Here is a 22,303-nt window from a genome sequence, read left to right on the forward strand (position 1 = left end):
GAATGGAATCAGCTCAATCTGGATTGGTATTGGAATTGGTAGAGCTCGTGGGACCTTTTGTTTTTTTTTGTTAATGGGATCCCAATGACAGATACTGTAATTCAATTTAGTGAATTAGCGCTAAATGACGCCATCCTTTCAGCTCTTGATAGCATGGGTTTTGTTTCTCCAACTCCTATCCAAGCAGCGGCAATTCCGCATCTTCTTGAAGGTGCTGATGCTCTAGGTAAAGCGCAAACAGGTACAGGTAAAACAGCGGCTTTCTCTCTTCCGCTATTGAACAAACTCGATCTTTCTCAACGCAAACCTCAAGCAATCGTACTTGCTCCTACTCGTGAGCTAGCGATTCAGGTTGCTGCTGAGATGAAGAACCTAGGTCAAAATATTTCTGGTCTTAAAGTTCTAGAAATCTACGGTGGTACTTCTATCGTTGATCAAATGCGTGCACTTAAGAATGGTGCGCACGTGATCGTAGGTACTCCAGGTCGTGTTCAAGACCTAATCAACCGTGACCGTCTACACCTTGACGAAGTAAACACTTTCATCCTTGATGAAGCTGATGAAATGTTAAACATGGGCTTCGTAGATGACGTGACTGCAATCATGGAGCACGCTCCTGCATCAGCTCAACGCGTTCTTTTCTCTGCAACTATGCCTCCAATGCTGAAAAACATTGTTGAGCGCTTCCTACGCGAACCAGTAATGGTTGACGTTGCAGGTAAGAACCACACTGTTGACAAAGTAGAACAACAGTTCTGGGTTGTTAAAGGTGTAGAGAAAGACGAAGCAATGTCTCGTCTACTTGAAACTGAAGAAACTGACGCTTCAATCGTATTCGTACGTACACGTCAAGATACTGAGCGCCTAGCTGACTGGCTATGTGCACGTGGCTTCAAAGCTGCAGCACTACACGGCGATATTCCTCAGTCTCTGCGTGAGCGCACAGTTGATCACATCAAAAATGGCGTAATCGATATTCTAGTTGCGACTGACGTTGTCGCTCGTGGTCTTGATGTTCCACGTATTACTCACGTATTCAACTACGATATCCCATTTGATGTGGAATCTTACATCCACCGTATCGGTCGTACTGGTCGTGCTGGACGTCAAGGTAAAGCGATTCTTCTAGTTCGCACTAACCAAATTCGTATGCTACGCACTATCGAGCGCGTAACTAAGTCTTCTATGGAAGAAATCCAACTGCCTCTACGTGACGCAGTAGCAGAAGCACGTCTAGTTAAACTAGGTGCAGAGCTAGAAGCAGAAAAAGAACACAAAGCACTAGACAAGTTTGTTGAACTCGTTGAGAAGCTACAAGAAACGCTAGAGATCGATTCTACGACTCTTGCAGCTATCCTTCTTAAGCGTCAACAAGGCAAGCGTCCTCTATTCTACATTGGCGAGGACCCAATGGTTGAAGCAATTGCACGTGACAAGCAACGTCGTCAAGACCGCCGTGAAGGTGGCCGTGATGGTGGTCGTCGCGAAGGTGGTCGTAGCTTCAACAACCAAGATTGGGATACTTACCAACTGCAAGTAGGTCGTGAGCAAGGCGTTCAAGTTAAAGACATCGTTGGTGCACTTGCTAACGAACTAGGCCTAGTGAAAGGTTCTATCGGTGCAATCAAACTAGACCAAGGTCAAACTTACGTTCAGCTTCCTAAAGCAATGAGCTCAGAGACAGCTGGCAAACTAAGTAAACTACGTATCCGTCAGAAAGAAGTTGGCGCGGTTGTATGTGACTTTGATGATTTCCGTGAACCTCGTGGTCGTCGTGATGGCGGTCGTCGCGACGGTGGTCGTCGTGATGGTGGCTTCCGTGGCAACCGTGATGGTGGCGGCTACCGTGGTAACCGCGACGGCAACCGTGATGGTAACCGCGAAGGTGGCTACCGTGGCAACCGCGATGGTAACCGTGAAGGTGGCTACCGTGGTAACCGTGATGGCAACCGCGAAGGTGGCGAACGTCGTTTCGATCGTAACCGTGGTGGCGATCACCGTGGCAATCACCGTGGTGAACGTGGTCATGGTCGTCGTGATGGCGGTCGTCGCAACGAAGACTAAGCAAATTGAAAAACCGGCGTTTATCGCCGGTTTTTTTATGTCTGATGATAATCAAATCACTAATTGATCGCCGGAGCCCGTTGACGGTACATTTTCGCACTGTAAGCAAATATGATGACAAAAAGCACCAGCGCGGCCAATCTAAATACGAGTTCTACATTGGGCCATACCAAACTAGCGCCAACTACTAACATCGTTACCCTCAACATCCAGTTGAGCGGCCCTTCTAAATAGCCTTCAATCGCTGCGATTAACGCATATGTCCCTATAATCGCCAGTAGACCGACTTCCAAGACATGGGTGATTTCCCAACTGACCAAACCACTGTAAGCAATCAATATCGGCACCAGATAGAGCCCTTTTGCTATCTTCCAAGCCATTAAACCAGTACGCATTGGCGGGGTTTTTGCGATCGTCGCTGCGGCAAATGCGGTTAAGCATACGGGGGGCGTCACATTACTGTCTTGTGATAACCAAAAAATAATTAAGTGCGCAGACAATAAAGCCAAGGCGACAGTTTCAAGACCCAATGCTTGCTCCAGTAACATACTCATAAAATCAGCAGGAACGAGTGAAATCAGTTCATTTGCCGTCACTGCTGACATAGGCGCAGAAAGCAATCCGAGCTTATCCGGCGCCGCAAGCATAAAGATTGCTTTGGCTTGCTCCGGCAATTCACCAGCCACCAGCATAGCGAGCAACTGCTGCTCCGCGAGCAATTTGTACAATGCCGGAGCTGACAGGGTACCCAATACTATATAAGCCGCAGTAACAGGTAGCCCCATACCAAGCACCAGTGATGCCAAAGCAATTAACGCTAACATCATCAGAAGATCACCACCTGCCCAGCTATCAATCATCAAGGAAAAGGTGTTCCCTATCCCCGTGGTGCTAATCACATTGATAACCAAACCTATCCCAACCAACAGCACCGCTGTTGTCGCCATATTGCGTGCGCCTTGCGCTAAAGCCTCGACAATGGCACTGATACCCATACGATGCTCTTTAGACAGCCAGCTTGCTACAACAACGGAGATAATTGATAGACCTGCGGCGTAGGTAGGGGTAAACCCTTGGACAAGGAGCGTCACCAACACGGCAAGCGGGATAAGGTTGTGCCAACCAGAAATCAACACCTGTAACAGCGAAACTTCAGAAACAGTAATCTTTTGCACTCCGCTGCGTTTCGCCTCGATTCGAACAAAAAAGCCCACGGAAAGGAAATAGATCAGCGCAGGCATAAACGAGACGGCAATAATATCGACATAAGGTATTTGCGTGTAAGAAGCCATAATAAACGCCCCTGCCCCCATAACAGGTGGCATCAATTGCCCACCGGTCGATGCGGCGGCCTCAACCCCTGCTGCAAATTTCGCAGGAAAACCTGCTTTACGCATCAATGGAATACTGATCACGCCAGTTGAAACCGTGTTCGCAACACTGGAACCTGATACCGACCCCATTAGCCCACTACCAATCACGGCGATAAATCCTGGACCTCCAATGATCTTTCCTGCCGCAGCTCGAGCAACATTGATAATGTAATCCCCAACCCCTGAACGCACTAAAAATGCGCCAAAGAGAATAAACATAAACACGAAGCTCCAACTGATGCGTGCAATTGGACCAAACATCCCCTCCGAAGAATAGAAACTCCGGTATAACAAGGTCTCTACACTCAAACCTGGAAAATGGAAAATACCACTTGCCCATTTTCCCCACCACACGACATAGCTCAAGCAGACAACAATCAGTACCGGAATAAACCACCCCATTGTTCGGCGAATAAGCTCTGTCACTATGACTATCGCCATAATGGCAAATATCCAGTCACTGGTGACAAACTTAACCCCTCGCTCATAAAGAGCATCTTCCGCGAACGGCAAATATATAAGACAAGCAACAGCCCCCAGCGCGATAATAATATCGAAAACTAAAGCGGGTTTACTGTTAATTAGGCGGCGGTGAGCGGGATAGAGCAAGGCACACATCACGGCAAAACCAGCGAAGTGCGTTGCGGAAATCCATAGCTCGGACAGAGTTGAAAAGGTGTTAAACCAGATATGTAAAAGGGACAGCAGCACACCCAATACTGTAACTGTGGTCGCTACCCATTTTGTTTCGATGCGAGTTGCAAGCTCAAATTGACTGAGCTTGACTTGTTGGGCGTCACTCATAACGACTCCGTTAGCAATGAGAGACGCAATGTCTCAAACTCATTTTCGAGTTGAGACATTGCTAACACTAGCCAATTAAATTGGCATTACCCAGATTATTGAAGAATCAGCGATTCCGGCACATCAATACCCATCTCTTGATAGTATTTCACCGCGCCAGGATGGAGCGGAACCGGTAAGCCTGCGATCGCCTTTTCTATCGCCATTGCTTTTGTCGCTTTGTGGATGCCTTGTAAGAAAGGTAGATTCTCGTAGATCGCTTTGGTCAACTGATAAACGTCATCGTCCGAAACATCATGACGAACCGCGAGAAAGTTTGGCTGCGCGATGGTGTTAATCGCTTTATCAACGCCAGGATAAGTACCCGCTGGAATCTCATACTTGGTCCATAGATTGTATGAACCGTTAGCTTGTTTGATCTGCTCATCAGTAAATGAGAGGATTTGAATCTCCTCGCCCAAGGCAGCAAACGCTTGAGTCACAGCACCAACTGGCACGCCCGCAGGGGTGTTCATTCCATCAATCGTGCCATTTTGTAGCGCACTCGCACTGCCACCGTACCCCATATGAGCAAGATTGAAACTTGCCACATCAACTCCTAGCCCTTGCATAATCTGGCGGCCAGAGTTTTCTGTCCCGGAATTCTTTTTACCAATTGAGAACTTCTTATCTTTGAGATTATTGAGATCACTCACGGTTCCCGTTTGCGCTAAATCACTACGAACGATGAAATGTTCAACGTTTTGCCATAACATCGAAACCGAACGTAACTCTTCTTGGCGAGCTTTATAAGGGCCTTCACCATTCCATGCCCAAGCCCCATAAAGACCTTGTAGGATTGCAAACTGCGCTTCGTTTTCATTCAGCAGCTTTACATTCTCTCCAGACCCAGCAGAGCTGATCGCAGAGAGTGAGAACTTATACTGCGGCGTCAACTTAACTTTACTCAATGTGGCGAGTGCAACGCCAACAGGATAATAGGTTCCTCCCGTTGAAGCGGTCGCTAAAATATAGCTACGTTCTTGTGCCATGACTTGGCCGGATAAACCGATACATGCAGCAGCTAGAGCCAAACCTTTGGCTAACTTAGAAACTTTCATCTGTGACTCTCCATGTGTTTTATTGGCAATCAACGCTGATTTGCCAGACGCGTTATACACCCACCGATTGCGGTCAGTTTGAGCGGCAACCGTGAACTGGTTGCTTATAAAGTAAGCGATATAAAACCACCAAGGAAGGATCTAGATCTCACTTATTGATAACAATAAGTTAACAGTATTTTTAAGTGTAAAAAAAGAGCGCCTAAATCGGCGCTCTGGAAAATGATCGATGATAACGAAGGCAATTAGGGGAGACTTGTCGTCGTTAACTTTGGGTTGAAAGCGCGTAACACTTAACCGTATTTCTCTCTATCAAGGTTGGCTCTAGCTGCACCACAAGCGCATCTCGAGACAAATCTTCAAGCTTACTTAACAGGGTTTCCACAGCCGCTTGGCCCAAGCGGTACTTAGGCTGATGTATCGTCGTCAATGGCGGAGTCATAAACTTGGCGATATGAATATCATCGTAGCCAATAATTGAAAAATCTTGCGGAACAGATAATCCTTTCTCGTGAGCGGCATTGATCACCCCCATCGCCATCATATCGTTACAAACAAATAACGCACTTGGCAAAGGGCCTTTATCATACATTCGGTTAAATGCCTGATAACCGCCATCACATTCGAAGTTCGATTCGACAATCCAATGGGGATTGAACTCTAACCCAGCTTCACGCATCGCACGCTTGTAGCCTTCGTAACGCATCTGAGCTTGATGACGATGCAACGGTCCTGTGATACACCCGATCTGAGTATGACCATTTTCAATCAGATATCTCGCCGCCATATAGCCACCTTGCAGCGAGTTATCTTGGATCTTATCGCTGGCAAACAGCATCGGCCCCCAGTCCATGACCACCACGGGAACGTCTGGGTATTTCTCGAAGATATCAATACGCTCCCCTTCTAATGAAGAGCACATCAAAATCATTCCATCGACCCGTTTTTGCAGTAGAGTATTAATCGAAGCTTTCATGCGCTGCGAATCCCCTTCTGTATTACACAGAATCAGGTTGTACCCCTTTTGATAACAGCAACGCTCAACGCCTTTCACCACTTCACCAAAAAATGGGTTGGTTGATGTCGTCATCAGCATACCCAAGGTTTTGGTTCGATTCATTTTCAAGCTTCGAGCGAGCGCTGAAGGCGTATAATTGAGATCTTGTGCCGCTTGATTAACTCGTGCAGAGATTTCCTCACTCACATAGCGGGATTGATTGATAACATGACTGACTGTCGAAGTAGATACACCGGCCAGTCTGGCAATATCTTTCATGGTTGCCATGCTATCGTTCTCCTTTATTGCTTGGCGAGGAATTCTTCAACCTCGTCACGACGAGGAATAGATGTCTGGGCTCCAAGGCGTGTAACGCTGATTGCGGCTGCACCGTGGGCAAATTTAATCGCCGATTCTATCGGCATATCCTCTAACAAGCCAGTGACAAATGCGCCATTAAATGTGTCACCTGCCGCTGTCGTATCAATCGCATCTACTTTATAGCCCGCAATCAATTCACCGCGACCATTTTGACTCAACCAAACACCTTTGGACCCCATTGTAATCATCACGATTTCAATCCCCTTAAGGTGCAATGCCTGTGCTGCTAGCTGAGCGGTTTCACTATCTACAACGGTAATACCAGTGAGGACTTCAGCCTCGGTCTCATTCGGGGTAATCACAGCGATATTTTTCAACAAGCTCTCCGGCAAATGCTTTGCTGGTGCAGGATTTAGTATCACGCTTGTGCCCGCTTCTTTTGCGACTTCGATAGCTCGTTCGATGCCCTCCAACGGCGTTTCTAACTGAGTAAGCAGGTACTTGGCTTGACGAATCGCGGGTAAATCTGCTTCTATCGCCTCTGCCGTTAAGCAGTCATTCGCTTCCGCTGAAATGCAAATGCTGTTTTCACCACTTGCAGCCACTTGAATCATAGCAATGCCCGTTGGCGTATTCGGCTGAAGCTTCACGCCCTGAGTATTAATGCCATCAAGCTTAAAGCTTTCGCGAATATTAATTCCAAATGAGTCATCACCAACGCAGGCAATAAACCCAACATCGGCATTTAGACGAGCTGCGGCAACAGCCTGATTGGCACCTTTACCGCCAGGGATAACTTGATAATTATGACCATGTAGCGTCTCACCTGGACGCGGAAAAGAAGGCACTTGAAGAACATGGTCAGCGTTAACACTACCTAATACCACTAACTTATTCATATGGTTATCCTCGGTTGTTTCACAACCATTTGTGTTTCTGATAAATAGATTTAAGTAAGCACACACTGCACTTAGTTAAAGCCACTAGTGAGTTAACGAAAGCTCCTGCCGCCCAACGGCAGCAGGAACTCCATTACGACTATTTAGTCACAACTTTAAGTGGTACTGGGATGTTGGCTTCGACCTGTTCGCCTTTAAGAACTTTCGCTGCAGTCTCAACACCAAGTGCACCAATCAAGTCAGGTTGTTGAGCAATCGTTGCGCCTAGCATGCCACGATTAACAGCTGCAATACCGTCATCCGTGCCATCAAAACCAACAATCAACACCTCTTTGCCTGATGCTTGCACTGCGCGAAGTGCGCCTAATGCCATTTCATCATTCTGAGCAAATACTGCTTGTACATCTGGATTAGCAGCAAGTAAGTTCTCCATGACGTTTAGACCTTTAGTGCGGTCAAAATCAGCTGGTTGGCTTGCCAATAGCTCCATCTCGCTGCCTTTCACTGAGTTCATGAAGCCTTCACCACGTTCACGTGCTGCCGATGTACCCGCAATACCTTCTAGTTGAATAACTTTCGCTTTCTCGCCCACTTTTTCCATAATGAACTTACCTGCCATTTCACCACCAGCAACGTTATCAGAAGCAATATGGCTCACTACTTCACCGCGTGATGCGCCTCGGTCAAGAGTCAGTACAGGAATGTTAGAGCGGTTAGCAATGCGAATCGCATTAGAAACGGCATCAGAGTCCGTTGGGTTGATCAAGATTGCCTTTACACCACGAATGGTCAAGTCTTCAACGTTTGATAGCTCTTTGCTTGGGTCATTTTGTGAATCCAAAACAATCAAATCGTAGCCGAGCTCTTTCGCCTTTGCTTCCGCGCCATCTTTCATCGTGACAAAAAACGGGTTATTAAGCGTCGACAGAACAATCGCCATAGTATCCTGCGCTTGAGCTGATACGGAAACTGTAGAAGTAAGTAGCGCCGCTGAGATTAGAGTCGCAAGTTTTTTCATCGTATTAGTCCTTTGTATCGAGCGAGCCAAGCGAGCTTGGCTCTAGAGTTATTGGTGTAAAATGTCAGTTACTTATTTTTGTTATCCACGATTACTGCCAGAAGGATAACCACTGCTTTAGCAATCATCTGGTAGTAAGAAGATACGTCGAGAAGGTTAAGAGCGTTGTTCAGGAAGCCAATTATCAGTGCACCGATAAGTGTCCCCATGATACGTCCTTTACCCCCCATTAAACTGGTTCCGCCTAACACAACCGCAGCAATGGCATCAAGCTCATAACCCATACCGGCAGTAGGCTGTGCTGAAGATAGTCGAGAAGTAATGATGATGCCCGCTAGCGCTGCCAATAGACCACAAATGGCATAGACACCGATTTTTACGCGGTCAACGTTAATCCCTGAAAGACGCGCCGCTGATTCATTGCCGCCCACTGCGTAAACGTAGCGACCAAAGCGGGTGTGATTTAACAGATACCAAGCCGATGCAAACACAATGACCATCAACCAAACAGGGACTGGAACACCGAGTGTGTAACCCGTACCAAACCAAGCGAACACGTCTGCGGTATCGGTAAAGCCAGTAGAGATAGGACGCCCGTCGGTGTATACCATGGTCACACCACGTAGCAAGGTCATGGTTACAAGAGTCGCGATAAATGCTTGAACTTTACCTTTGGCGATAATGATGCCGCTAATTGCACCGAGTGCGGCACCCGCGACAAGTGCGGTAGGCACTGCCACCATAACAGGCACTTCCAGCCCAATCATCGTGGCAGCAAAGGCACCACATAGCGCGAGCACTGAGCCAACACTTAAGTCGATTCCTGCGGTCAAAATAACCAGCGTCATACCGACAGCGATAATCGCATTCACCGAGGTCTGACGGAGAATATTCAGGATGTTATCAACGGTAAAAAAGTTGGGGTTTAAAAACGAGACGACCACAATCAAAAGCAGTAAAGCAATCAAAGATTTCTGCTCAATTAGCCACTCTTTACTAAACAGCTTTTTGCCATTAGCTTGGTTTGTTTTGCTCATGGTTTCAGTACTCATGCTGCTTCCTCATTGATCTGCTTACCTACTGCGCAGGCGAGTAATTTTTCTTGGTCGGCATCCTTAGCGGCAAACATCCCGCTCACACGCCCTTCGTGCATAACCATTATGCGGTCGCTCATACCAAGCACCTCTGGCATTTCAGATGACACCAAAATGATGCTCATGCCTTCCGCTTTGAATTTATTGATTAATTGGTAGATCTCTTTCTTCGCGCCTACATCAACCCCGCGAGTCGGCTCATCTAAGATCAAAACCTTAGGTTTAGTCATTAACCCTTTAGCAATGGCAACCTTTTGTTGGTTACCACCGGATAGATTACCGATGATCTGTTCGCGGGTTGGGGTTTTGATATTGAACAGCTTGATAAAGTCATCGACCGCGAGCACTTCATCGCTATGTTGAATTCGACCACCTTTTGACAACTTGTCTAATGCACAAAGAGACATGTTCTCTTTCACCGAGAGTCCCAGCACTAAGCCATCGCCTTTCCGATCTTCTGAGATGTAAGCAATACCATTGGCTAAGCCGTCTTGTGGGCTCACGGGATTAATCGTTTTATTATCGAGGTTAATCACACCACGCTCACTTGGCAGAGCCCCATAAATCACTTTCATTAGCTCTGTGCGCCCGGCCCCCATCAAACCTGACACGCCAAGAATTTCACCACGTTGTAAGGTGAAGCTCACGTCGTGAACACCTGAGCCAGTTAAACCAATAACCTCAAGGCAAGTATCGCCATGCTTAACGTCAATGCGTGGGTACTGCTCTTCCAGCTTTCGACCAACCATCATCTCGATTAGGCCGTCTTCGTCCGTATCCGAAACCAAACACTCGCCGATGAACTTGCCGTCACGCAGAACGGTAATATCGTCGCAAATCTCAAATATCTCTTTGAGTCGATGCGAGATATAAACAATGCCGCACCCTTGCTCGCGCAACTCGTTGATCACGGTAAACAGCGATTCCGTTTCCGTATCGGTTAACGCGTCAGTAGGCTCATCCATAATGATCACTTTTGACTCAAATGAGAGTGCTTTGGCAATTTCAACCATCTGCTGCTCACCAAGACTTAGATCACCCAAAAGTGTTTTTGAACTGTGTTTAACGTTAAGCCTTTTCAGTAATTTATCGGCTTCATCGTACATCTTCGCCCATTGGATCTGACCAAATGCCCCTGTAAACTCACGACCAATAAAAATGTTCTCGGCAATGGTAAGCTCCGGGATCAAATTGAGCTCTTGGTGAATGATACTAATGCCAGCATGTTGAGAGTCGCGCGGGCCTTTAAATGCCACCGGCTTACCTTGGTACTGAATGGTGCCGGAATCTGAGGCATGAATACCGGTCAATACTTTCATTAAGGTTGACTTACCAGCCCCATTCTCACCAAGAAGCGCCATCACCCGCCCCGGATAGACATTCAAACTGGCACGGTCGAGTGCTTTTACGCCGGGGAAAGCTTTTTCAATCTCGCTGAGTTGTAAAATTGCTTGAGTCATAACTCGTCCTCAATTCGGTATGGTTAAAAAACCACACCTGCTTGGAAAATGACGTTGGCATAAGGGGTGCACTCACCTGTGCGAACCACCGCCTTACTTTGATGAGTCAGTTGTTTGAATTCTTGGTGAGAAACATACTCAATATTGAATACTTTGCCGCAACGCGCTTGCTCGAGTTCGAGCTCGCTAAGCAAAGCTTGGTGTAGTTCAGGGCTAACATCTACGAACTCTTTAGCCATAACCACGCCTTCAATCTGTGATTCAGTCAAAATCACACGCACGGTATCGATAAAACTAGGGACCCCATGGGTCAAAGCTAAATCTATACGCGTCACATGGTCTGGGATCGGTAAACCGGCATCGCAAATCGTTATTTCATCAGTGTGTCCAAGCGTAGACACTAAGTAAGCAACTTCTGAGTTTAATAGGGTACTTTTTTTCATTTCATTGACCTTCAATCACACGCTTTCTCGACAATTTGGTTCTGTTATAAAACTTGATTCAGTGTTAATAGAAAACCCATCGAAACGTTTCGATGACAATATAGATCAGAAATATTTATGATCATCCCGATAAAACTCGTTGTGTGATTTAGATCGTCATTAGAGAGGAATACATCACACAATAATGACATTGATCACTTAAATCATAAGAAATACTGCGTTCAAACTCAGTAACTGGGGTTCGACAGGCCATTTATTGACCAAGAAAAAATTAAACAAATAAAAACAATAATTTGACTACTTGTCTCCTATCAGAGCTATAATTTTAAGGCTATTGTGCTTGGGCTTTTCTGTAACGTGATTTGCTCAGCCGTTGTGCAATTCGTCGTTATCTAGCCAGAGGCTGGCTATTTTTATCAAGGAATCTAATGTGAAAAAATTATTGATTATGCTCAGTGTCACTCTCGTGATGATCGGCTGTACTGAGGTTGGCAGTGAAGCGTGGTGCGACGATATGAAGCAAAAAGCGAAGGGTGACTGGACAGCCAATGAAGCAGCGGATTTTGCTAAACACTGTATATTCAAGTGACTTTATAGGTCAGGATTCTAAGCAATGTCACTGGAGCGAGTTTCCTTGGTCAGTAAACGTCGTTTACGATTTTTTTGCCCAGTCTACCAGTCAAGTTATGTTCGCTGAACCAAGCTTCTAGACGTTACTTGAGTACATTTTCCAACTATGAGACTTGCCTTGCGTCAGGCTTGGCATTATTCTCTAACCTAAAGTGTTCAATGCTTAGCTAAGCCGTAGATATATCTCTACACATTTTTTTGCTCGCTGGGTTGCGAAGCTTGGAATAAAATCCCTAATCCAAATATTCATTGCGCTCTTTGGCATCGATTACAGCAAAGCGCAACAAAACTAATGTTTACGCTTATGGACCAAGATAAGTTTACCAATATTTATCGCTTACCAACTGCCCTTCAGATCCGTATTGGACGCTGGCAGCAAACTTTTAATGGCACATCAGATATTGTTCTGCATAACGCCATTGAAGTGCGAAACAAGCAATTTAAACGCCCAGAGTTTTTGCCTACAGGTTGGCACGTAAAGCCATTTAAATTGGATGATATATCGATCACTCATCATGGCAAGTACATCCAAACTGCGATGCGTACCATGCTGGATCGAAAGGTCTCTTACAAACGAGTCTATTTGTCACGCGTGCCATTTGAGCAAGCAGAACCCGCACTGCATGACTACAAGCTAGAGTGGATCAAAAAGCACAATCGGGTTGCCAACAAGTACAATCAGATCAAGAAAAAGCAGTTTATGCGTTTTGCCTACGAAGAAGTTGAAACGCTCTACCCTTCTATTCCAAAAGGCGAATTTGATAAAGCGTTATGGAACAAGTTGGTGATTTCAGAACTGGGACCAGCGAAAAAATTTGATAACCCGTATTTTGTCAAAAAAGCCTGCTTTTAGTACCAGCCGACCACAACAACGGAAAAGGGAACATCTTGTTCCCTTTTTCAATCTTAGAATACGCCGTTTAAACGGGCTTAAGTAATAAGTTATTTCGCGCTAGTCCCTTGCGAACACTGCTGCACATCTTGCCAAAACGACGAATCTCGTCAAACTGTGGCACCACACCGCGTGACATTGCACTTTGCCAGTAACTCAGTTCGCCATCGACCATCTCGAGCAGCTTCTTTGGACAACCAATACAACTTCCTTTTGAACTACACACGAACGTTTCTGGCTCGTACAGTGGGAGTTCTGCTAAGACTTCTTCAATGATATTTTTCATCGCTGTCATGCGATCGGGTTTCTTGTTCGATTTCATTAGAGCAACTGCTGTCAGGATCTTGTGTCGCGGATTATATGTGCTAGGCGCAAGATTTCAAGCGTGGCTTGTTTAGGCTATATTGATAATCCAAATAGAAGACGAATTAAGGACAGTTCATGGATCAGCACGTTCTCGACTTTTGGTTTGAGGAATTACAACCGAAAGATTGGTTTATGGTTAACCCTGAGGTTGATCAACATATTCAACAGCGCTTTGCTCCATTGGTTGAGCAAGCTGCGCAATGTGAGCTTTTTCACTGGCGAAAGAGTGCGCACGGACGTTTGGCAGAGATCATTGTCTTAGATCAGTTCTCTCGAAATATCTATCGCAATACACCGCGCGCTTTTAGTCAGGATCCGCTCGCGCTTGCTCTGGCTCAAGAAGCGATCAGTATTGGAGCGGATCAAGCGCTATCTGTCGAGCAGCGGGCATTTCTCTACATGCCTTATATGCATAGTGAGTCCGCACAGATCCATCAACAAGCCGTCACACTCTTTAATCAGCCAGGTATGGAAAACAATTACGACTTTGAACTGAAACACAAAGTGATTATTGACCGCTTTGGCCGATATCCCCATCGCAACGAGATCCTAGGTCGTCCTAGTAGCGATGAAGAACTCGAATTTCTCGCCCAGCCAAACTCACGTTTTTAAATGAGTACTTTTATTGCAGGTCTAGCCCTTGGACTCTCCTTGATTATCGCCATTGGAGCGCAAAATGCGTTTGTACTTAAACAAGGTATCCAACGTCACCACGTTTTTTTGGTCTGTTTTATCTGTGCTCTATCGGATGCACTACTGATTTCGGCAGGCGTGGCTGGCTTTGGCGTATTGGTCAAACAGTTTCCAAACTTAGAGATGATCGCACGCTACGGAGGCGCACTGTTTCTTGTTTGGTATGGATTGCGCAGTTTGTACTCGGCGTGGAAAACCAACCATGCCCTTACGCCTCAAGGCAATAGCAACTCAAGTGCGTGGCACACCGCATTGCTCTGTTTGGCGTTTACATGGCTCAATCCACACGTCTATCTTGATACGGTGGTGTTACTCGGCTCCATTTCCACCCAGTACGAACCAGAAAAACTCCAGTTTGCGCTTGGGGCAATGACGGGGTCGTTTCTGTTTTTCTTCAGCTTGGGTTATGGCGCTCGGCTGCTTGCGCCTGTATTTCGTCATGCACGAGCGTGGAAAGTGTTAGAAAGTGCCATTGGTATGATCATGTTGCTGTTAGCGTTTAAACTGATCATTTGAGCAACAGTTTGGGAGAGAGCATGCTTAAGATTGTTGGATTAGATCACGTGGTGCTGCGTACCACCCAACTGGATAAAATGCTGGAGTTTTATCAACACAAACTAGGGTGTCCAATTGAGCGCACGTTACCCGAGCTGGGACTGACTCAGTTACGTGCAGGGTCCGCTTTAATTGACATCGTCACGGTAGATAGTGAGCTAGGTCGATTAGGCGGTAAAGCACCGCAGCAAAATGGAAGAAACATGGATCATCTCTGCTTACAGATTGAACCGATATCAGAAACTGACTTAATCACACTCTTCGCGCAACACCAACTTCGCCCAGAGGATTTTGTTGAGCGCTATGGCGCTCAAGGGTTTGGTCGTTCAGTTTACCTCACAGACCCAGAGGGTAATATTGTCGAGCTTAAACCAACTAAGGAAAACCTATGATCAGTTGCAGCCAATACGACTATCTTGAAATCGCCTGCCTTTATCATTTTCCCGTCAAGTTGACCTTACTTGATGGACACGAACTATCTGGCATTGCTTGCGATACCGGCTATAACGCATTAAAACAAGAGTGTCTGATCCTCGAAGTCGAGGGCACGCGTGAATATGTCGTCACCGACAACCTCAAAAGTCTACGAGTCACTTTAGATAACCCTCACTTCTCATTTGTCGAATTTAAGCAATAAAAAATCCAGCCGTAGCTGGATTTCTCTCTAACAACTTTAGCTTATAGCTTGTAGCAGCAGTCTAAGCGGTAATCATCGCCATTTTTCGCGGTGTACTCTTTATCTTCACTGCAAGCCATTGGTTTTCCTTTCTTGTCGCCTTTCACCAAGCTGATCCAATGACGCATCGCTGAACTGGCTTCCATATGTGGAAAAGTCGTGCATGTTTCCATTTGGATATCGTCAATAGTAATAAATTCAACACTACCCGTACCTCTTTGACGACCAAAAGTCACTTCCATATGGCTACCTGTACCATCACGGAACAGAATTGAATGTGGGTGTTCTTTCTCCCCTGTAAAGGCAACGAAATGCTTAGGGTGTTTTAGACCACTGTGCGTACCATCTTTGAAAAACGCCATAACGTGACGTAAATCAATTACGTACTCAGTCACATCACAGTGCGAGCCGTTCTCTAGAGGGAACAGTTTATCTAGCAACTGCTTAGTCTTCATCTGCTTTTCTTGTGCTTGGTCCGCTTTAATTGCTTCCACGGCAAAGACTGCGTTCGCAATAAAAGAAGTCGAATTTGTTTGGATGTCATTGTTTTCGAACGTTTGCATATTCATAGTCTTTCCCTCGCGTATAACGCACAATTCTTAATATCCTTGGCAGTTCATGAAACCTGCAATCCAACGAGATTGTAAATTTGTGAACTTGCTTACTAGGTAGATTAGCGAATTTTTTACTACAATTTCACAACAAAAATTTTACACTGTGAATTTTACAAAATGCTGCTGTCAAAAAGTTTAATCCGTCAGTCCCATTTTTTAGGGACCAAGATAAGAAATCTAAGAAAACGTAACCATTTAACCATGGAAGATCTCTCTGCCCGTTGTATTCGCATCAACCCCGAGTACGCCCCTTCCGTCTCCTACCTTTCGATGATTGAGCGAGGAAAGCGTGTTCCAAGTATCGATATGCTTGAAGTTATCGCTGAAGTTTTCCAAAAGGATCCCGCATGGTTTCTTGACGATGAACCGACTCAAGAGGACATCACCCCAGATAAAGGTAACCGGGGTGGAATCAGTGGCATGGCGTTAGAGCCTAGTTTTCTTTTTTCCAAAGAGATCTTACAGATCGCCATCCCTGAAATGCTCTCTCAAACCGGAATAACAGGTCGCCAGTTCGCCCACCTATTGATTCGGGCACATCAGGAAAGTCACCAAAACCATTTTCCCGATCTCGAGCGAGCGGCAGAAGAGATAGGCTTAAAACGCCTGAACTTGTCGACACAAGATCTTATGAATATCGCCCGAAGCATGGGGTTAACCATACGTTGGATTTCTCGCGCCCCACAAGATGTGGTTGATGAGATGGGAATGAGCGCTAAGCAAGTGGTCACCTCTTTTTTTGAACCACCAGGCAGTATTTATCTGAATGAAATCCTGCGTGATTACCCTACGCGCTTGAAATATGACTTAGCGGTTTATATTGGTCACTGTGTACTTCACAGCAAGGAAGGATTGAAGAGCGTCCTCTCTGTCGGCCATGCGAACAGCTGGGAAGAGCAGCCCGAGCAAAGCAATAATACCGAACTTAACTCACAACACATTCTTCAAGCATGGCGAGATTTTGAGTCGAGCTTTTTTGCTGGGGCTCTGCTGTGCCCCAAAGTCCCATTTAGGCAATTGCTCGATCGGAACGGTTATGAGATTGATGTGCACAAAAAGGCAGGCGTATCTCCTTCTGTCGCCATGCGTCGTATGACGGTGGTCTCTCCTTACCCTCATTGGCACTACTTTGATGCCTATGGCGAAAATAAACTCAAAGCAGTCTATCGAGGTAATGGTATTCCTCTGCCATGGGGAAACATGCGAAAGGTTAACGACCCATGTCAGCATTGGGCGGTGTTTCGACGTCTATCCCAACCTCAAACTGGTAGCTCTGCACAGATTTCCATTCTTCATGTCGGCGATGAACCAAGAATCTATTGTTGTGAGTCAATGAACATGACCGATCCTGCAGGGAACAATCGTGTACTCTGCGCTGGTATTGACCTCAATCCGGCGATCAACGCACAAGGTGGGCATGCATTAAGTATCGCGGAAGAGCTGAAAGCCCTCTGTGTTGAGAATGGAGGCAGTGCTGCTATCCCTCAACATATCAAACGTGAGTTCACCACTATAGCGAAGATACTCAACATCAACTGGGTAGAACGAGGGTTAGACTCTGATGCACGTGTCATTTGCTCACGTGGGGCGGTTTGCCCACGTCAACCTAGTTGCTACAGCGATTGAGAAACCCAGATAGAAAAAAAGCCAATCACAACAATATGATTGGCTATATATGAATGTGAACAAATTAGTAGGTTCACTAACAACGTCAGTTGGCTAGGTGACCCTCGGCTTAATAAGGGTCACTTTATCTAAAGCATTTAATGTGCCAACTTTATAAATGGGATAAATGCTATAAAAACGGTTAAACAATCAGCGATTGCAGCAAAACAGCGTGCATAAATCCATTGCAAAATGCAAATGTCGATGCAATATGCAATTTTTCGGGATCGCATAATGCAAAAACCTACTTTGTGTCACGTAGCTTATCTTGATACATAGCATCATCTGCTTCGCGAAGAATATCTTCGACAGACGCCATTTCAGGTTGATACATCGCGTAGCCAATACTCGCACTGAACTCAATTGAGTGTCCATCGTAATCCAATGGTTCATCACAGAGACAACGAGCAACATTCGCCACAATCGTTTTGGCGTTGCTTTCTTCCCGTACTCGCGGTAACAAAACCAAAAACTCATCGCCCCCAACGCGTGCGACCACATCAGAGCCGCGCAAAGCTTGTTGGACACGCAGACCAACCGCTTTTAGCACGCTGTCTCCAGCATCATGACCATACCGATCGTTAATCTGTTTAAACTTATCGAGATCAATATTCAACAGAGCAAAGCACTCTTTGGACTCAGAGCGCTGCGCCATCGAAAACTGCCGTTTGAGGGTAAACATAAAGTAGCGACGGTTAGGTAAACTGGTTAGCTCATCATGGAGCGAGCGCTGATTGGCCTGGTGATACAAAAAATAGACGGCAGCAAAGGCGATACACAGCATAAGTAAAGAGCTGTAGCCAATTAGTCGAGCACCATTAAGTTGATACCAATCCGTTTCGCTAAGAAAGCCGTTATCGATTGTCGAACTGATTCGCCAAGTCCCATGAGGAAAATGCACTAACTCGCTCGAAAAAGCATTGGCGTGCTCATCACCCTCACCAAATATTTGGCTTACCGCCTGCTGTTGGCTATCTAAAGAAACAATACTAAGTCGATAGTGCTTAGAGAGTTGATAGACACCCGCGTCGCGTAATAAGTTACTCAAACCAATTACAACGCTGGCAACTCCCCAGTAATTTTGATTGAAGGGAGGATCGGTAAATATCGGCACACGAGCGACAAGCCCTCTTTCACCACTGGAAAAATGCACAATGTCTGAAATAAGCGCCTCTTCGACGACTTTGGCTTCTTGTACAGCGCTCCACGCCTCTGGTCTATCCCGATAATCACTACCAATAAAACGACGATGGTGATTAGGGTAGACATATTCCACCACATCATCGGGCGCTAAAAGAATGGCATTAATATGTGAACTGCGCTCTATGATGTTTTCGGCGATCGCTTCCCATTGTTCTTGGCGGAACTCTCGATTCGTGGCCACAACTACGGGTAGGCTATTGACTAGGTAGATATCCGAGATAATCAGTGATTCCAGTTTTGCTCGGATTATTGACAACTCTTCTTTCGCATTTTCCTGTTCAATTTGACTAATGTATTGGTGCTGCAAGCTGGTCATGTACTCTATACAAGCAACCGTGATAACGATGAGGATAGCAAAACACAACGTCAATGGACGGTGCCAGCTACGTCTGAACCTCATATACTCCCCCGAAAAATGAGCTGAATTTACAATTAGATTTAATAACCGATGATCTTGCGCCATCGTTTGGTTTAAAACATACAAGCAACAACTAATACTTAATGTTGAGTTATATCTTTATCATTTATTACAAAATATAATAAAACTGGTGAAATTACATCGAATTTTGCACAAAAAATACCAAAAATGACGTTTTAGGAGTGTCAGGGATATGTCAAGTAATCTCATGTGGCATGAAGTCGACGGTGGGAAACTATTATTGATAAAGAACTTTTTGCCAAAAGCGCAAGCTGATACCAATTATCAAACTTTACTCAATCAGACACCGTGGCAACAAGAAGCTATCACTATGTTTGGTCGGCACGTTCTTCAACCTCGCCTTCAAGCATCGTATGGGGAACATGCCTATCAGTATTCTGGCCTAGTACTTTCACCCAAACCCATGCCAGCACTCATCACACAATTGAAAAAGCAATGTGAGATCGTTTGCCAACAGCCATTTAATACCGTTTTGCTTAATCTTTATCGCGATGGACAGGACTATATGGGTTGGCATCAAGACAATGAGAAAGAACTCGGCGTCAACCCAGTGATCGCCTCAGTCAGTTTGGGTGCGGTGCGTAAGTTTGCGATAAAACGTAAAGATGGCTCCGCTAAACTCGACTTTCAATTGAACCACGGCAGCCTATTGGTTATGGCTGGAGAGCTACAACACCACTGGCGTCACTCACTACCCAAGACTAAGCGGATTTCAGAGCCAAGAATTAACCTTACTTTCCGTTATATCGTGCCCGAATTTCAATAGCGTCAAATCCCGACTGGTGCGCTGATATTCCGTTAAGGTCAGCGTAAGAGCCTGACTACGATATGTTTGTTATCAATCTGACATGTTGCTCACATTGACAGCAAAGATATTTGCTAAGCTAAGCACTTCAACACTCATTGAGCTAGGAACTGCTAATGCGTCGAACTTTTTCCTTATTACTACTTGGGTTCTCTTTATCCCACACCGCTTTTGCTGATACCTCTGCAGCGTACCAAGAGTCGGCCGATCTCATTAAACAAACATACGAGCAAAACCTATACACCTTACCCGCTTTCAAGGAAGGGCATTATGGTTTGAGAATGTATCGCCAAACCCTAGATAGCAAGTACTCAGCCGCAATCTGGAGTGACCTAGCAAGAGTGGCAAGTCGCCTCAACCACTTTGCGGCAGAGGTGAACACACCTGAAAGCATCTATATCTACTCTGAGGGAAGATTGTCTGGCTACATTGGGGATGATGATGAGCGCAGCATTCGCCGCTTCAACGCGACAAAACACATGCCTGAATACCTCTATCTCGGGGTTGACCTGCTTGGCTCAATGGCACGTGCGAATGAATATGGCCTGAAACATAAACAAGACCAAAAACTGCGTGAGGTTATCCGTCGCTATGATTTTGCCCGTTACGCTACCGACCCCGAAATGATTCGAGCGTGGGCAGCTCAGCTCGCCAATCAGGTATATTGGTTGCGTCAACTAGGAGAACAAGATGTCGTCGATCAGTTTATTGATAGTTTTCGCAAAACCTATCCCGACGCGATAGATAAAAAGCTCTCACCGCAGCAATACGGCAATAAACTTTATGGCATGACGCACATTATCTTTGCCGACTCTAACTACTACCAAAAGCAAGTCAATGAGCAAGATCACCAATGGATATACGACTACTTCCGTCAAAACATTGATCAAATTTTGCTTAGAGCGAAAGAGGACGTAATCGCCGAAGTCGGCCTCTCGTTTTTGCTGGCTGGGTTAGATAACGACCCAGTGGTCGCGAAAACCCGTAAGGCGATCAACAAAGCCATCGATAAACAACAAGGTATGATCCCTTCCGTCACTGGTGATTTCGATTTCTCTCACGGTGAGCATAGAAATGTGCTGGCAATTATGTTGCTCGACTGGCAGCAAGTAAATCAAGCACCTACCTACCAAAAGCAACCTGAGATATTCACTCGCTTACCTTATGGACTCGAGCCAAAATAAAAGCCTTTAACATCTCTATGTCGCCCTCGCCGCAACGCGAGGGCGACGATACTAGGCCAAACGAGACTCTCGGCGTTCCAACCACTTAGGCAACAACACATTCATTACACTCGAAATAACAATTAACCCGAGTCCAATAACTTGAAAACGATGGAACGTCACGTCAAAAAAGAGCAGTTGCCAAATAGCAGTAAACAGCAAGTTGGTAAAAATGAGTGGTGCTAACTGTGAACCCGAATCCGCTAGCCGATAGGCTTTCGCACGAAATACCTGAGTATTGATGATCAGCACCGCCAAAAGCAGTAGCACAACCACGACCATTAAAGAACTCACTTGCTGAGGATGCCACAATGTCTCACCACTGTGGGCAGAAAACAGAACCAGCGGAGCAATGAGTATTGCAGCAAAAGTAAATGACCAGAAGTTAATCTCATAGGGATTGAGTTCACTTTTGCTTGCTCGGTAAAGACTTAACTGTGAACCGGCGTTAAATGCTCCCGCTGATAGGCCAATAAAGAGCTCAGGACGTAGTTCAATCCCCCCCACATCACCAGCCAATAGCATCACCCCAACAAACGTGGTGATCAATGCTGCAATCGTGACGGTAGAGATAGGCACACCATAAATTAGCTTTTCTAACAATGGTAGAAACAGAGGGCCAGTACCGAACAACACCACGCTCTCAACCAAACTGAGATGGTTCAAAGAATAAATAAAGCAAATTTGGCAAGCACCAATGCACAATGCCCTAACCCAAATTGGTTTAAGAAGATCGCGCTTTGGTACGCGCAATTTTCGCCCAACAATAAAAATCAATAAAACCAAACTAGGCACAAAGAAACGCATAAAACTGAGTAAGTTAGCCTCTAACTGATTGGTCAAGTATTTTGAAAACAGCCCCGTCAAAGACAAACTAAATGTCGAAGACAACATAAAAAAAACTGGGTACCACTGGCGCAACATAATCACCTCCCTAAAGTTGCGCATATTGTAGCTCGCGTATACCCT

The 22,303-nt window shown here is 45.7% G+C and carries 22 protein-coding genes; 10 read left to right on the top strand and 12 right to left on the bottom strand.

Going from position 1 to position 22,303, the window contains the following annotated elements:
* Positions 1 to 84 precede the first annotated feature (84 nt).
* The gene (locus GZK95_RS20425; RefSeq protein WP_075716143.1) at positions 85 to 2,064 is read left to right on the top strand and encodes a DEAD/DEAH box helicase; all 1,980 of its coding nucleotides are present in this window, start codon (positions 85 to 87) and stop codon (positions 2,062 to 2,064) included.
* Between the two features lie 59 nt (positions 2,065 to 2,123).
* Here the strand turns inward: GZK95_RS20425 and GZK95_RS20430 are convergent, their stop codons facing one another.
* From GZK95_RS20430 to rbsD, 8 genes are all read right to left on the bottom strand, one after another.
* Positions 2,124 to 4,241, bottom strand: coding sequence for a TRAP transporter permease (locus GZK95_RS20430; RefSeq protein WP_075716142.1), 2,118 nt, complete (start codon positions 4,239 to 4,241; stop codon positions 2,124 to 2,126).
* 95 nt (positions 4,242 to 4,336) lie between these two features.
* Positions 4,337 to 5,341: a TAXI family TRAP transporter solute-binding subunit gene (locus tag GZK95_RS20435; RefSeq protein WP_075706467.1), complete on the bottom strand. Its 1,005-nt coding sequence runs from the start codon at positions 5,339 to 5,341 to the stop codon at positions 4,337 to 4,339.
* A 265-nt stretch (positions 5,342 to 5,606) separates the two neighbouring features.
* Positions 5,607 to 6,626: a substrate-binding domain-containing protein gene (locus GZK95_RS20440; protein WP_075706466.1), complete on the bottom strand. Its 1,020-nt coding sequence runs from the start codon at positions 6,624 to 6,626 to the stop codon at positions 5,607 to 5,609.
* Between the two features lie 14 nt (positions 6,627 to 6,640).
* Entirely contained in the window at positions 6,641 to 7,558 is a 918-nt protein-coding gene (gene rbsK / locus GZK95_RS20445) for a ribokinase (protein ID WP_075716141.1), read from the bottom strand.
* A 139-nt stretch (positions 7,559 to 7,697) separates the two neighbouring features.
* On the bottom strand, positions 7,698 to 8,576 hold the full coding sequence (gene rbsB / locus GZK95_RS20450; protein ID WP_075706464.1) for a ribose ABC transporter substrate-binding protein RbsB: 879 nt from the start codon (positions 8,574 to 8,576) through the stop codon (positions 7,698 to 7,700).
* Positions 8,577 to 8,644: 68 nt separating this feature from the next.
* Entirely contained in the window at positions 8,645 to 9,628 is a 984-nt protein-coding gene (gene rbsC, locus GZK95_RS20455) for a ribose ABC transporter permease (RefSeq protein WP_075716140.1), read from the bottom strand.
* Positions 9,625 to 11,130 (bottom strand): ribose ABC transporter ATP-binding protein RbsA, encoded by a 1,506-nt coding sequence (gene rbsA, locus GZK95_RS20460; RefSeq protein WP_075716139.1) that lies wholly within the window; start codon positions 11,128 to 11,130, stop codon positions 9,625 to 9,627. Before rbsA ends, rbsC begins: the two co-directional genes overlap by 4 nt.
* 23 nt (positions 11,131 to 11,153) lie before the next feature.
* Positions 11,154 to 11,573 (bottom strand): D-ribose pyranase, encoded by a 420-nt coding sequence (gene rbsD / locus GZK95_RS20465; RefSeq protein ID WP_075706461.1) that lies wholly within the window; start codon positions 11,571 to 11,573, stop codon positions 11,154 to 11,156.
* A 448-nt stretch (positions 11,574 to 12,021) separates the two neighbouring features.
* Here rbsD and GZK95_RS20470 point away from each other — a divergent pair, with 448 nt between their 5' ends.
* Positions 12,022 to 12,162: a DUF3012 domain-containing protein gene (locus GZK95_RS20470; protein WP_404817661.1), complete on the top strand. Its 141-nt coding sequence runs from the start codon at positions 12,022 to 12,024 to the stop codon at positions 12,160 to 12,162.
* 345 nt (positions 12,163 to 12,507) lie between these two features.
* Positions 12,508 to 13,056 (top strand): MSHA operon transcriptional regulator, encoded by a 549-nt coding sequence (locus tag GZK95_RS20475; RefSeq protein WP_075706459.1) that lies wholly within the window; start codon positions 12,508 to 12,510, stop codon positions 13,054 to 13,056.
* 67 nt (positions 13,057 to 13,123) lie between these two features.
* Here the strand turns inward: GZK95_RS20475 and GZK95_RS20480 are convergent, their stop codons facing one another.
* Complete coding sequence (locus GZK95_RS20480; RefSeq protein WP_075706458.1) at positions 13,124 to 13,417, bottom strand: hypothetical protein; 294 nt, start codon at positions 13,415 to 13,417, stop codon at positions 13,124 to 13,126.
* Between the two features lie 119 nt (positions 13,418 to 13,536).
* Between GZK95_RS20480 and GZK95_RS20485 the strand changes: the two genes are divergently transcribed.
* From GZK95_RS20485 to GZK95_RS20500, 4 genes are read left to right on the top strand one after another with little or no spacing between them, the layout of a single operon-like run.
* The gene (locus GZK95_RS20485; protein WP_075716138.1) at positions 13,537 to 14,073 is read left to right on the top strand and encodes a DUF924 family protein; all 537 of its coding nucleotides are present in this window, start codon (positions 13,537 to 13,539) and stop codon (positions 14,071 to 14,073) included.
* Positions 14,074 to 14,670 (top strand): LysE/ArgO family amino acid transporter, encoded by a 597-nt coding sequence (locus tag GZK95_RS20490; protein ID WP_075706456.1) that lies wholly within the window; start codon positions 14,074 to 14,076, stop codon positions 14,668 to 14,670.
* Between the two features lie 20 nt (positions 14,671 to 14,690).
* A complete protein-coding gene (locus GZK95_RS20495) occupies positions 14,691 to 15,101 on the top strand; it encodes a VOC family protein (protein WP_075706455.1) in 411 nt (136 codons plus the stop codon).
* The gene (locus GZK95_RS20500; RefSeq protein ID WP_075706454.1) at positions 15,098 to 15,346 is read left to right on the top strand and encodes a Rho-binding antiterminator; all 249 of its coding nucleotides are present in this window, start codon (positions 15,098 to 15,100) and stop codon (positions 15,344 to 15,346) included. The genes GZK95_RS20495 and GZK95_RS20500 overlap by 4 nt, the downstream gene beginning before the upstream one ends.
* A 41-nt stretch (positions 15,347 to 15,387) precedes the next feature.
* Here GZK95_RS20500 and GZK95_RS20505 read toward each other — a convergent pair whose 3' ends face one another.
* Complete coding sequence (locus GZK95_RS20505) at positions 15,388 to 15,954, bottom strand: aldolase/citrate lyase/malate synthase family protein (protein WP_075706453.1); 567 nt, start codon at positions 15,952 to 15,954, stop codon at positions 15,388 to 15,390.
* Positions 15,955 to 16,116: 162 nt separating this feature from the next.
* On the opposite strand from GZK95_RS20505, the gene GZK95_RS20510 reads away from it, so the two are divergent.
* Entirely contained in the window at positions 16,117 to 17,625 is a 1,509-nt protein-coding gene (locus GZK95_RS20510; RefSeq protein ID WP_075716137.1) for a DUF3612 domain-containing protein, read from the top strand.
* A 283-nt stretch (positions 17,626 to 17,908) separates the two neighbouring features.
* Here the strand turns inward: GZK95_RS20510 and GZK95_RS20515 are convergent, their stop codons facing one another.
* Positions 17,909 to 19,267: a diguanylate cyclase gene (locus tag GZK95_RS20515; protein WP_075716136.1), complete on the bottom strand. Its 1,359-nt coding sequence runs from the start codon at positions 19,265 to 19,267 to the stop codon at positions 17,909 to 17,911.
* A gap of 211 nt (positions 19,268 to 19,478) precedes the next feature.
* On the opposite strand from GZK95_RS20515, the gene GZK95_RS20520 reads away from it, so the two are divergent.
* Together GZK95_RS20520 and GZK95_RS20525 are read left to right on the top strand one after the other, a co-directional pair.
* Complete coding sequence (locus GZK95_RS20520) at positions 19,479 to 20,072, top strand: alpha-ketoglutarate-dependent dioxygenase AlkB family protein (protein WP_075716135.1); 594 nt, start codon at positions 19,479 to 19,481, stop codon at positions 20,070 to 20,072.
* Between the two features lie 155 nt (positions 20,073 to 20,227).
* Positions 20,228 to 21,295 (top strand): DUF3541 domain-containing protein, encoded by a 1,068-nt coding sequence (locus GZK95_RS20525; protein ID WP_151148832.1) that lies wholly within the window; start codon positions 20,228 to 20,230, stop codon positions 21,293 to 21,295.
* A 51-nt stretch (positions 21,296 to 21,346) separates the two neighbouring features.
* Here GZK95_RS20525 and GZK95_RS20530 read toward each other — a convergent pair whose 3' ends face one another.
* Complete coding sequence (locus tag GZK95_RS20530) at positions 21,347 to 22,258, bottom strand: DMT family transporter (protein WP_075716133.1); 912 nt, start codon at positions 22,256 to 22,258, stop codon at positions 21,347 to 21,349.
* Positions 22,259 to 22,303: the final 45 nt, after the last annotated feature.

Source organism: Vibrio panuliri (assembly GCF_009938205.1).
Taxonomy (GTDB): Bacteria; Pseudomonadota; Gammaproteobacteria; order Enterobacterales; family Vibrionaceae; genus Vibrio; species Vibrio panuliri.